10 protein-coding genes are annotated in these 12,180 nt (G+C 42.3%); 1 reads left to right on the forward strand and 9 read right to left on the reverse strand.

Translation table 11 applies throughout. The features are described 5' to 3' along the window. Positions 1-19: 19 nt before the first annotated feature. The 4 genes from lspA to murJ form a co-directional block, all read right to left on the reverse strand. The gene (gene lspA / locus VRUMOI_RS10045) at positions 20-556 is read right to left on the reverse strand and encodes a signal peptidase II (RefSeq protein WP_394607251.1); all 537 of its coding nucleotides are present in this window, start codon (positions 554-556) and stop codon (positions 20-22) included. Further along, positions 525-3,383, reverse strand: a complete 2,859-nt coding sequence (gene ileS, locus VRUMOI_RS10050) for an isoleucine--tRNA ligase (protein WP_089138926.1) — start codon at positions 3,381-3,383, stop codon at positions 525-527. Before ileS ends, lspA begins: the two co-directional genes overlap by 32 nt. A gap of 61 nt (positions 3,384-3,444) precedes the next feature. Beyond that, positions 3,445-4,428: a bifunctional riboflavin kinase/FAD synthetase gene (gene ribF, locus VRUMOI_RS10055; RefSeq protein ID WP_089138927.1), complete on the reverse strand. Its 984-nt coding sequence runs from the start codon at positions 4,426-4,428 to the stop codon at positions 3,445-3,447. A 102-nt stretch (positions 4,429-4,530) separates the two neighbouring features. Further along, positions 4,531-6,087, reverse strand: coding sequence for a murein biosynthesis integral membrane protein MurJ (gene murJ / locus VRUMOI_RS10060; RefSeq protein WP_089138928.1), 1,557 nt, complete (start codon positions 6,085-6,087; stop codon positions 4,531-4,533). 295 nt (positions 6,088-6,382) lie between these two features. Between murJ and rpsT the strand changes: the two genes are divergently transcribed. Further along, positions 6,383-6,643: a 30S ribosomal protein S20 gene (gene rpsT, locus VRUMOI_RS10065; RefSeq protein ID WP_004739529.1), complete on the forward strand. Its 261-nt coding sequence runs from the start codon at positions 6,383-6,385 to the stop codon at positions 6,641-6,643. Between the two features lie 74 nt (positions 6,644-6,717). On the opposite strand, the gene VRUMOI_RS10070 is transcribed toward rpsT, so the two are convergent. The 5 genes from VRUMOI_RS10070 to ptsP all read right to left on the reverse strand — a co-directional run bounded on the left by VRUMOI_RS10070 (position 6,718) and on the right by ptsP (position 12,153). Further along, entirely contained in the window at positions 6,718-7,014 is a 297-nt protein-coding gene (locus VRUMOI_RS10070; protein WP_089138929.1) for an ArsR/SmtB family transcription factor, read from the reverse strand. A 9-nt stretch (positions 7,015-7,023) separates the two neighbouring features. After that, positions 7,024-7,944, reverse strand: coding sequence for a transcriptional activator NhaR (gene nhaR / locus VRUMOI_RS10075; protein ID WP_089138930.1), 921 nt, complete (start codon positions 7,942-7,944; stop codon positions 7,024-7,026). Positions 7,945-8,068: 124 nt separating this feature from the next. Continuing rightward, positions 8,069-8,920: a thymidylate synthase gene (locus VRUMOI_RS10080; protein WP_089138931.1), complete on the reverse strand. Its 852-nt coding sequence runs from the start codon at positions 8,918-8,920 to the stop codon at positions 8,069-8,071. Positions 8,921-8,923: 3 nt separating this feature from the next. Beyond that, positions 8,924-9,763, reverse strand: a complete 840-nt coding sequence (gene lgt / locus VRUMOI_RS10085) for a prolipoprotein diacylglyceryl transferase (RefSeq protein WP_089138941.1) — start codon at positions 9,761-9,763, stop codon at positions 8,924-8,926. A 140-nt stretch (positions 9,764-9,903) separates the two neighbouring features. Continuing rightward, a complete protein-coding gene (ptsP, locus tag VRUMOI_RS10090) occupies positions 9,904-12,153 on the reverse strand; it encodes a phosphoenolpyruvate--protein phosphotransferase (RefSeq protein WP_089138932.1) in 2,250 nt (749 codons plus the stop codon). Between the last annotated feature and the right edge of the window lie 27 nt (positions 12,154-12,180).

Here is a 12,180-nt window from a genome sequence, read left to right on the forward strand (position 1 = left end):
CTGAGGCTTGAGTAACGAATTAGCTTTCTGGTTGCTCTTTTTTAGAACGAAAACCATCAATCACAATCATAACCGCACCAATACAAATGGCAGAATCTGCCAAGTTAAAGGCTGGCCAGTGATAATCACCCCAGAAGAAATCCAGATAATCGACCACAAAACCATGAACAATTCGGTCAAATACGTTGCCAAGTGCGCCGCCGATGACCAAAGCATAAGCAATATTATTCCAACGCTCAGTAGCAGGTAGCTTACGCATCCAAAACAACAACATCGCAGTCACAGCAAAGGCAATGCCAGAAAACAACCAACGTTGCCAACCTTCTTGATCGCTTAAGAAGCTAAATGCTGCACCTAGGTTATGCACATAAAGTAGATTAAAGAACGGCAACACTTCAATACGGTTGGCCCAACCGTATCCCATGTTATCCATCACCACTAACTTAATGCCAATGTCTAAGCAAAACACCAGAGCCGCTAGCCATAGCCAGCGAAGCCCTGTTTGTTTAATAAGCTTACTCATATTATGCGAACTTACGGACTTCGCCGTCGCCATCTACGTTTGAAACACAACGGCCACAGATCGTTTCATGACCTGCAATCGTGCCCACATCCGCCACATGGTGCCAACAACGGTCACACTTCTCAGCTTCTGAAGCGGCAACTTCAACAAACAAACCTTCAAGTTCAGTTTCTTTGGCTGAGTCGTTTTTCTCGCTAAGCGGCTTAACTTGTGCTTTTGAGGTTAGTAGTACGAAACGTAACTCATCTTCAAGCTTGTTAATCATTGCCGCTAGTGCATCATCTGCATACAAAGTCACTTCGGCTTGCAGTGAACCACCAATGGTTTTGTCGTTACGTGCCGCTTCTAAGAACTTGTTCACTGAAGCACGCACCGTTTGGATTTGAGACCAGAACTCATTGTTAAGTTCTTCTCCTTCCGCTAGACCGAATAAACCGTCGAACCACTCACCAGTAAATACGAACTTATCGCGCGCTTCACCATTTGGTAGTTTGGCTGGCATTTCATTCCAGATTTCATCGGCGGTGAATGACATGATAGGCGCCATCCAACGAACTAATGCTTCTACGATGTAGTAAAGCGCCGTCTGACAGCTACGTTGTGCGTGGCCACCTTGTTTCGCGGTGTATTGACGGTCTTTAATCACGTCTAAGTAGAATGAGCCCATTTCAATTGAACAGAACTGCATTAAACGCTGCGTTACACCGTGAGTATTGTACTCTTCGTAGGCTTTAACAATTTCCGTTTGCGCCGCTTGAGCACGAGCAACCGCCCAACGATCCAGTGCCACCATATCTTCAGGGGCGACCATATCGGTTGCTGGGTTGAAACCATTTAAGTTCGCTAAGAAGAAGCGCGCTGTGTTACGAATACGACGATACGCATCGGCGCTACGCTTTAGGATTTCATCCGAAACCGCCACTTCACCAGTGTAATCGGTAGAAGCCACCCATAGACGTAAAATGTCAGCACCAAGCTTGTTAGTCACATCTTTTGGCGCAACCACGTTACCGATAGATTTTGACATCTTACGGCCATTGCCATCAACCACGAAACCGTGAGTTAGCACTTGTTTGTACGGCGCTTCATCCTTCATTGCGATCGATGTGATCAATGATGATTGGAACCAACCACGGTGTTGATCCGAACCTTCAAGGTACAGATCAGCGCTGTTGCCGTTGAACTCATCACGATTATCTACAACAGCGTAGTGAGTCACACCAGAGTCAAACCATACATCTAAGGTATCAAGTACTTTCTCGTAATTAGCAGCGTCCGCTTCGCCCATCAATTCAGCGGCATCGACATCCCACCAAGCTTGAATACCTTTTTCTTCTACTAGCTTAGCGACTTTCTCGATAAGCTCAGGAGAGTTAGGGTGCAATTCAGCGGTTTCTTTGTGTACGAATAAAGCAATTGGCACGCCCCAAGTACGCTGACGAGAGATACACCACTCAGGGCGACCTTCGATCATACCTTCAATACGGCTTTGACCCCACTCAGGCATCCACTCAACATTTTTGATAGCACCTAATGCTTTAGAACGTAAACCCGCTTGATCCATCGATACGAACCATTGTGGCGTCGCACGGAAAATGATCGGAGTCTTGTGACGCCAGCAATGTGGGTAGCTGTGTTCATAAGCGTGATGATGTAAAAGCGCGCCTTTTTCTTTCAATACTTCAAGTACAGAATCGTTAGCTTTAAAGACGTGTTGACCCGCAAATAACTCAGTATCTGGCAAGTAAACGCCGTTAGAACCAACAGGGTTAGCCACTTCTAGATCGTATTGTTTACCTACCACAAAGTCTTCTTGACCATGGCCAGGAGCGGTATGCACCACACCAGTACCAGAATCGGTCGTAACGTGATCGCCCAATACCGCAGGAACACTGAAATCGTAGAATGGGTGAGCAAATTGCGTTAACTCAAGATCTTTACCAGTGGCAAAACCTAGGTTGTGGAAATGCTCGATACCAGCGCGATCCATCACAGATTTAGCAAGTTCTGATGCCACGATAATACGTTCTGCTTTATGCTCGCCGTGCGCTTCAACTTGGATTAATACGTATTCCAAATCGTCACGTAAACATACTGCGCGGTTTGCGGGTAGTGTCCAAGGGGTAGTTGTCCAGATAACAATCGATACATCACCTTCACCTTGATGACCTTCTTTGCAATCAAACTTAGCGATGGTTGCAGCTTGATCAGCGGCTTTAAAACGCACATCGATCGAAGGTGATACTTTATCTTTATATTCTACTTCCGCTTCTGCGAGTGCTGAACCACAATCTGTACACCAGTGAACAGGTTTGAAACCTTTCAATAAATGGCCTTGGTCAGCAATTTTTCCTAGCGCGCGGATGATGTTGGCTTCAGTGCCAAAATCCATAGTGCGGTATGGTTTATCCCACTCGCCCATGATACCCAAACGCTTAAAGCTTTCTTTTTGCCCCTCAACTTGGCCAGCCGCGTATTTACGACATTCTTCACGGAATTCTGCTGCCGAGATTTTTTGGCCTGGTTTGCCTTTTTTCTTCTCAACCATTAACTCAATTGGAAGACCGTGGCAGTCCCAACCTGGAACATACGGCGCATCAAAGCCTGAAAGGGTCTTTGATTTAATAATAATATCTTTAAGAATCTTGTTTAGCGCATGACCAATATGAATATCACCGTTGGCGTATGGAGGGCCATCGTGTAATACGAAGGATTTTTTACCTTTCTTTGCAGCACGGATTGCGCCGTAAAGATCTTCTTTGTACCAACGCTTAAGCATTTCTGGCTCACGATTGGCCAGATTTCCACGCATTGGAAACCCTGTTTCAGGTAGATTCAGAGTATCTTTATAGTCAGTCATCGATTCTTAATTCCGTTACATTGGGCGATATTAAATAAGGATTTTCTTAGAGATTTAACGCTTACTTAGCTATCTCTGAAAATATGTTATGTTCAAGTAACCACACCCTTGCTACTTGAGCATCTAATTCTATTTGTTGCTTCAGCAAATCGAATGAATCAAATTTTTGTTCATCACGAATTTTATGGAGCAGTATAACTTCAAGTTGCTTGCCGTATAAATTCTGCTTGAAGTCAAACAAGTGCACTTCAAGTTGTTGGCGAATACCATTGACCGTTGGCCTATTACCAACATTCGCCACACCACCAATAACCGCGTTGTCATCGGCTCCAACCACCTTCACTACATAGACACCTGAAACCGGTGACACGTTACGCTTCAGTGGAATGTTTGCCGTTGGAAAACCAATCGTTCGGCCTAATTTTCGACCATGCGATACACGACCATTGATACTGTAGTCACGGCCTAGCATTGTCGCGGCAGCCGCCAAGTCATCACAAGCGAGAGCCTGACGAATCGCGGTACTACTCACTCGTACAGGTGAATCGACTTGCTCGGCAATATTGGCTGGCATACAAAAGCTTTGGGTATTCACGACATTAAATCCGTACTTATCCGCCGCCTTTTGCAAGTCAGAAAAACCACCTTGGCGATTTTTACCAAAACAAAAATCATCACCAACGACTAGAAACTTAACCCCAAGCTTGTTAACGAGCAATTCACTAATAAAGTCTTCAGGGCTTAGGTTGGCAAACTTTTGATTAAAATTAACACACAATAAACGGTCAATTTTACATTTGGATAATTGAGCAAATTTATCACGTAGTCGAGTTAGTCTTGCTGGCGCAGCTTGCTTCGCAAAAAACTCCATTGGCTGAGGCTCAAATGTCATCACAACCGAAGGTAATCCTAAAGTCTCAGCTTGTTCACAAAGTTGCTTTAATACTTGTTGATGCCCTAAATGGACCCCATCAAAATTACCAATGCTGAGAACACATCCTGAGTGATGTGTCTTAATATTGTGAATGCCTCGAATCAATTCCATACGGTTTTTATTTACCAAATTTTTGCTTCGCGTTAAACCGGCGAATTATATACGTAATGCCCTTAAGATGCGAGCATCACGCGCCTTTGATCTTGTTCTCAATTAATCCGCTTTTAAATGCTTCATACGGATACCTAATAACAATGCTGAAATTAGATATACAACGGCACCAAGGCCAATCAATCCCACTAGCCACATAGCTCGATAAGCTGTCGACCATTCAAGCCAAACCGAAAAATCGGCCATTTGCCAGTCAATAATGGCAACCATCAACCCACCAGAAAGAGCTACTTTGCAAGCAAAAACGATGGTTTCTTTTGATAGTCGATAAACATTCGCAATATGTAAACCGCGATACAGCAATCCCATATTGACCAACGCAGACAAAGACGTTGCCATGGCAAGGCCAATATAACCAAAGAAATACGCAAAAATTGCGTTAAATACCATATTAGTCACCATGGCTATAATGCCGTAGCGCACAGGGGTTTTAGTATCTTGTCGTGAGTAATACCCCGGTGCAAGTACTTTGATTAACATGAAATTTAATAAACCAGACGCGTATGCCCATAAAGACAAAGAAGCATTATGCACATCAGTAGGTGCAAACTCACCTCTCATAAACAAGACCATTAACATGGGTTTTGCAAGCACGATTAAGCCACACATAGCCGGCACGCCAAGCAGTAATACCATGCGAACCCCCCAGTCCATTGTTTTAGAAAAACCTTCACTTTCCGCATCAACATGCTTACGAGATAAGGCCGGCAATATCACTGTCGCAATCGCAATACCAAACAAACCAAGTGGAAACTCTAATAACCGGTCAGAATAATACAACCAACTTATAGAGCCTGTAGCAAGAAAACTCGCTACTGCGGTATCAAATAATAAATTGATTTGACTAACGGATACGCCAAACAACGCTGGAATCATTAATGTGCGAATCTTAACGACACCGGGATCATTCCAGCCCCATTGCGGGCGAACCAACATGCCACTTTTTAATAAAAAAGGAATTTGGAATAAAAACTGCACTAAGCCACCAAGTAAAACACCAATGGCTAAACCAACCTCGGGTTGTTCCATATTTGGAGCAATGTAAAGCGCAGCCAAAATCATCATCACATTTAAAAAGACAGGGGTGAATGACGAAACGGCAAATTTACCAATAGTATTTAAAATCGCGCCAGATAACGCAACAAAAGTAATAAACCACAGGTAGGGAAAAGTGATCTTTAAAAGAAAACTCGCCAAGATAAACTTATGAGCATCCGGACCATCATGTACCCAAGACATGAACCACCCAGCGCCAAAGATAGCAGTAACAACGCCGGATCCTAATATTCCGAATAAAGTGACTATCGTAACAAGAACGCCAAGCGTTCCCGATGCCTTAGCAATTAGTTGTCGTGTTTTATCGATATCTCCTGAAGCGTGGTATTCGGTTAACACAGGTACAAAAGCTTGAGAAAAAGCGCCTTCAGCGAATAATCGTCGTAAAAAGTTTGGAATGCGGTTGGCAAAAAAGAAGACATCTGCAGCCGCCCCTGCCCCCATCAAATTCGCCACAACAACATCACGTACTAGGCCTAATACCCTAGAAACAAATGTCATCGCGCTAACAATTAACCCTGATCGTAATAGTTTTCGACTCACGAGTGCCTCAATAAAAAAATAGCCATAAACGACAAAAAGCCCTCAGCAACCAATTCATCACGATTTTCGAATAAATGGTGTACCAGGGAATGGTTTTGTAATGCGATAATTAATAGCATTGGAATTCAAATGCTGATAGAATCCACGCCATCTTAACCGCGATAGCCATACTTCACCAAAATTTTGTTTGGTAAAGATTGGTTTTCGCACAAATCTGTTGACATTTTTTTTGGAAAAAGGCATAGTCCTCGCCCTTAAATTGTCACCGAACTAAAGTTTTTTGGGAGTTAGACCCTTGGCAAACAGTAAATCTGCTAAGAAGCGCGCTATCCAAGCTGAGAAACGTCGCCAGCACAATGCTAGCCGTCGTTCTATGATGCGCACTTACATGAAAAAAACTATCGCTGCTATTGCTGCTGGCGATAAAGAAGCTGCAACTGCTGCACTAGTTGAAGTTACACCATTACTAGACCGCATGGCGACTAAAGGCCTTATTCATAAGAATAAAGCTGCACGTCATAAGTCTCGTTTTGCTGCAGCAATCAAAGCACTTTAATTTTAAAGTTGTTTAATTGCTAAAAACCGGCCTAGGCCGGTTTTTTTATATCTGATATTTGTATCTCGAAAAAATTATTTATCACAATACAGATGATGCAACTGCTCAATCAGTGCTTTTACCTCATCACTTTGCAATGAGTAATACACGGTTTGTGACTCTTTACGTGTACTGACTAATCCATCTCGGCGTAACCATGCCAAATGTTGAGACAATGCCGATTGGCTTAGCGGTAACTTTTCACACAACTGCCCTACCGATAATTCATCTTGATGTAAAATACATAAGATTTGTAATCGTTTTTCATTCGCCATCGCTTTCAACAGAACCACGGCTTGAGAAAGATTATTTTCCATCTCATTAAAATCCATCTTGTCGCCTCATTGTTTAATCTGGATATCGTGATTTAGCGGTTGAAATAACCGGCTAAAATCAGCATCGCATACATTTTTCACTGAAGGGTGTTGAATCATCCGTTCAGCAAAAATAACATAATATTCTTCTTTTAAATCTTCGACTTCTGCAATCAAGTGCAAAGGCAGCTCATCTTCCACTTCTGATAAGTATAAATTAGGAGCAAGAAAAATGGCATCACTATGGTAACGAGCAAATGCTTTCATCAATGCCGAATCATCAAACTCACCAAGAATGTTCGGTGTAATTCCTAATCTTTCAAACCAATGCATAACATTACGTCCCATTGATGTTCTTCTGCCTGGAATTAAAAGTTTTCTTTGCTTAAGAATAGCGGGGAAGTCATCTTGAGCAATAGGTTGGGAAGAGTAAAAACTCATTTTACACTCACCTAATTTTTTACTATATAAACCGGGACTTTGGCTTGAGTCTACAGGGCAGTCAGATAAAATCATATCCAGCTTATGCTGGGAAAGTTGTTCTAATAGTAATTCGTGAGTCGACTCAAAACAGCGTAAATGAATGCTGTTATCTTCTGGTACTGTGTTTAATAAAATCTTACTGACCAATCTCTTTGATAATGCATCCGCCACCCCAACATCAAATAACACATTTTCTTGTTGTGAGTAATTAACGATATCTAGCATTTCATAGCTAAGGCCAAACATTTTATCTGCATACTTAAATACCAATTGACCAAGCTCCGTAGGCTCAACACTGCGCCCACTTCTCTTCATCAACTTACCATTCATCCGCTCTTCAAACGCTTTAATTTGGCCTGTCACTGTTTGAGGTGTTAAAAACAAAGCTTCCGCAGCTTTTGCCACTGAGCCTTGCTTGCAGACCATCCAAAAATAATACAGATGGTTATAATTCAAATGTGACATTGTTTCCTCGAAAAAACGATAACTTATAGATGTATAATATGTTTTTTCCGAGTTATTAAAAAGCCCCTAATTGACTAAGTAATGTCAAATAGGGGCTTAAATTTCACTGCAGGCTATTTAAATTTTAAACCGAAAATGGATACTTAATCGGATCATGACATTGGTAATCGGTCACGTCAAAATCATCTAATGTTACCCATGTTTCTAAATCTTCCAGGGTTTTAATCTTAGGGTTAATATGAAACTTAGGCGCATCAAATGGTGTGCGTTTTAATTGGATATCGCGCATGGGGGCGAGTTGATCTTCGTAGATATGGCCATTAACGATTTTATGATAAGCAACGCCAGCTTTTTTGCCGGTAATTTGCGCCATAATCGCTAAGAACGCATACACTTGAACCATATTAAAATTAAGCCCAAGAGGCACATCACAAGAGCGCTGAGTACTATTTAAGTACAAAGTATCGCCCAATAATGAGAAGTGATGGCTATACATGCATGGTCGCAGGCAGCCCATATGAAACTCACCAGGATTATAAAAATTTAAAATTTCACCACGGTCATCCACACCACGTGTTAAATCATCAACAATTTTACGCAATTGATCGATATGCCCGCCATCGGGTTTGGCCCAACGACGACCTTGAACCCCATAAACACGCCCCATATCATCTTCACCTTTACGATAAGGATTATCGAGCCAAGCTTGGTTTAAATTAGCATTCGCATCCCAAGTTTTGGTGCCTAGTTGACGAAAATCTTCCGCATTATCATAACCACGAATATAGCCTAGTAACTCAGCAACTGCCGATTTCCAAAAGCTCTTACGTGTCGTGACTAAAGGGAATTGATTGTTGCCAACATCATAGGTTAGATCGGCATTAATAATCGTCAGGCAACGCTTACCAGTTCGTTCATTTTCAACCCATTGGCCTTCATCAATAATACGCTGGCAAAGATCTAAATACTGTTTCACAACTTACTTCCCTTTGGCTGCTTTAGTCACTTTTTCATTCGGGTATGATGTTGGCTTTTGGGTTTTATATGACCAAACCATAATCAAGGCACCAATGATGATCATCGGTGTCGATAAAATTTGTCCCATTGAAATGAAATTATCAAATAATCCTAATTGAGCATCAGGTTGACGAACAAATTCCACTGAGAATCGGAACACGCCATAACCAATCAAGAATAAACCTGATACCGCACCAGCAGGTCTTGGCTTACGGATAAACCAATTTAAAATCAAAAACAGCACGACACCTTCTAAAAAGAACTCATACAATTGAGATGGATGACGAGGGTAAGGCCCACCCGTTGGGAAAATCATCGCCCATGGCACATCGGTCACCCGTCCCCACAACTCACCATTAATAAAGTTACCGATGCGGCCTGCACCTAATCCAAATGGTACTAACGGAGCAATAAAGTCAGCCACACCAAAGAAAGTGCGTTGATTTTTACGAGCGTACCATATCATCGCTGTGATGACGCCCAATAAGCCACCATGGAACGACATTCCCCCCGTCCAGACTTTGAAAATATATAATGGGTCAGCCATCCAATAATCAAAGCCATAAAATAAGACATAACCAATGCGGCCACCTAGTACAACCCCAAGAAAACCGGCAAACAGCAAATCAGAGACCTGCTCACGAGTCCAACCACTTCCAGGTTTATCTGCTCGTTTATTCGCAACATACATTGCAAAAGCAAATCCAAGTAAATACATCAATCCATACCAACGAACCCCTATCGGGCCGATAGAGAAAATGACTGGATCAATCTGTGGGAAGACAAAAAATCCCTGACTCATAAAAGTCTCTCTGCTTAAAATTAAAAGAATAGATAGTATCTGACCAAGATTGGTGGCTTTAGTGCCATCAAACATAAAAAAGTCAATTCATTGGGGGGTATAATAAAGTAAAGCCTACACAGATGCAGTATCGAAAACCGTTATTTCTTACCTGCACGGATAAATCCAGCTAAATCTTTTTGTTCTAAATAATCAAAGACCAAATTATATATATCGCTTCCGTAGCATTGCTTTATTGCTTTATTCAGTAAATCCTGCAGTTCTGACGAATCGGATTTACGTAAGATGTATTTAATACGCGCAACATTCGAGGTGTTCATACTTAATGAACGATATCCCATGCCAATAAGTAGCAATGCCCCGATAGGATCCCCCGCTAGCTCACCACAAATACATACCGGCAATTTATATTGTTGGCACATGTCATAGATATGCTTTAATGCCATCACTACCGAAGGATGAACATGTTCATAAACTTCAGACACTCGGGAGTTATTACGATCCACCGCCAATAAGTATTGGGTTAAATCATTAGTACCAACCGACACAAAATCGACTTTATCTGCCACCATTGGTAACAAATACAACATGGAGGGCACTTCTAACATAATGCCAATTTGAGGGCGCTGAATATTAGGGTCGATAAAAGAAACTTCTTGATATGCTCTCTCTATCAACATCAGGGATTCATCTATTTCTTGGCATCCAGATATCATTGGCAACATGATATTGAGATTGCCCAACCCTGTACTTGCTTTTAGCATTGATCGTAATTGGATCAGAAATATATCAGGGTGATCGAGTGTAAAACGAATACCTCGCCAGCCAAGAAAAGGGTTATCTTCCTCGATAGGAAAATAAGGGAGTGCCTTATCCCCACCAATATCCAAGGTTCGCATCACCACCCGCTTATCGGGATAAGTCGCCAATATGGTTCTATATTGTTGAGTTTGTTCTTCTTCAGAAGGAAAGCGATTGTGCAGCAGAAAAGAAATTTCCGTACGATATAAGCCAACGCCATCAACCCCTTGGTTAACCGCAATATTCGTGTCCGCACTAAGGCCAGCATTGAGCATCAATTCAACACGTTGACCATCTTTGGTCGCTGCCGGTTGCGATAATTCCTGAGCAACCAAATCGGAAAGCTCTTCTTCTTCATTGGCTAACGATTGATACTCAGCCAATAGTTGCGCAGCAGGCTCAACAAAAATGTCTCCACTGTAGCCATCCACAATACCAAGCTTATTCGATACCGACTCTGGTTTAAGTTGTGCTCCCATAATCGCGGGGATACCAAGCGCACGAGATAAAATCGCCGCATGAGAGTTAGCCGCCCCTTCTAAAGAAATGACAGCAAGCAACTTATCTTTAGGAATCGCCGCGAGTATTGAAGCGGTCAGCTCCCTAACGACTAAAATGACCGGATTTTTAAAACTAGGGGCACGGACTTCACTATTGTGTAAAAAATACAATAATCTTTGCCCAAGCTCTTTAATGTCGTTGGCTCGTTCCCGCAAATAAGAATCACTCATACTGGCAAAACGCTCAGCATAAAGCTCTACAACTTGTCTCAAGGCCCAATCTGCTCGATCGCCTTTCTCAATCTGTTTATTAAGATCGGCACGCAGCATAGGATCATGTAGCAAGTGAATAAATAACTCGAAGATCGCCAAGGTATCTTTATTTAATTCACTATCAAAGCGTTTACGCATCCGGCGGAAGTCAGCAATCGCACTCTCTACGGCTAATGCAAGCCACTCTTGTTCTTTACTCGTATCTAAACATGAAGCAGGGGCGATTTGAGAAAGATCGGGGTGAGTGTCATCCCACCAAATTTGACCAATCGCAATACCAGACGAAGCCGCAATTCCTTTATAAGAATGGACTTGGTTTTCATTCAGTTGCCATTGGCCTTGGGCTTGAGAATGAGCAAGAATTACCGCCAACTGAGCAGCAAGTGTCACAAGAAAGGATTCTTCGACTTCACTAAATGATCTTGGCGATCGTTGCTGAATCACCAATACACCCAATATCTGGCGACGATGAATGATCGGGGTTCCGAGGAAAGATTGATAAACATTTTCCCCAAGTTCAGGAAAATATTTAAAGTTAGGGTGTTTTTGTGCATAAGCTAAGTTAAGCGGCTCAGCACTACGGCGTACCAAACCAACTAAACCTTCTGAAAAAGGAATATGAATCGTCTGACCGGAAAACTTTAGCCCTTGAGTCGCCATTAGCTCTAAACGACTTTGCTCGTTATTGGCTAAATAAACCGTGCAACATTCCGTTTGCATCGCTTTACAAGTATCCTTCACCAAAATATCCAAAGCTTGATGAATATCATCGGCTTTAGATACTTGTTCAACGATATCCCTAAGTTGAATCAGCATTCACATCCACCTTTCATGATGCCTTAC

The sequence above is a fragment of the Vibrio rumoiensis genome, from assembly GCF_002218045.2.
In the GTDB taxonomy this organism is placed as follows: domain Bacteria; phylum Pseudomonadota; class Gammaproteobacteria; order Enterobacterales; family Vibrionaceae; genus Vibrio; species Vibrio rumoiensis.

Excerpts from the sequence above, each read along its gene's own strand:
- ribF (WP_089138927.1), bottom strand. The coding sequence starts at position 4,428 with ATGGAATTGATTCGAGGCATTCACAATATTAAGACACATCACTCAGGA.
- lgt (WP_089138941.1), bottom strand. The coding sequence starts at position 9,763 with ATGAGTCAGGGATTTTTTGTCTTCCCACAGATTGATCCAGTCATTTTC.
- VRUMOI_RS10070 (WP_089138929.1), bottom strand. The coding sequence starts at position 7,014 with ATGGATTTTAATGAGATGGAAAATAATCTTTCTCAAGCCGTGGTTCTG.
- ptsP (WP_089138932.1), bottom strand. The coding sequence starts at position 12,153 with ATGCTGATTCAACTTAGGGATATCGTTGAACAAGTATCTAAAGCCGAT.
- lspA (WP_394607251.1), bottom strand. The coding sequence starts at position 556 with ATGGCGACGGCGAAGTCCGTAAGTTCGCATAATATGAGTAAGCTTATT.
- nhaR (WP_089138930.1), bottom strand. The coding sequence starts at position 7,944 with ATGTCACATTTGAATTATAACCATCTGTATTATTTTTGGATGGTCTGC.
- ileS (WP_089138926.1), bottom strand. The coding sequence starts at position 3,383 with ATGACTGACTATAAAGATACTCTGAATCTACCTGAAACAGGGTTTCCA.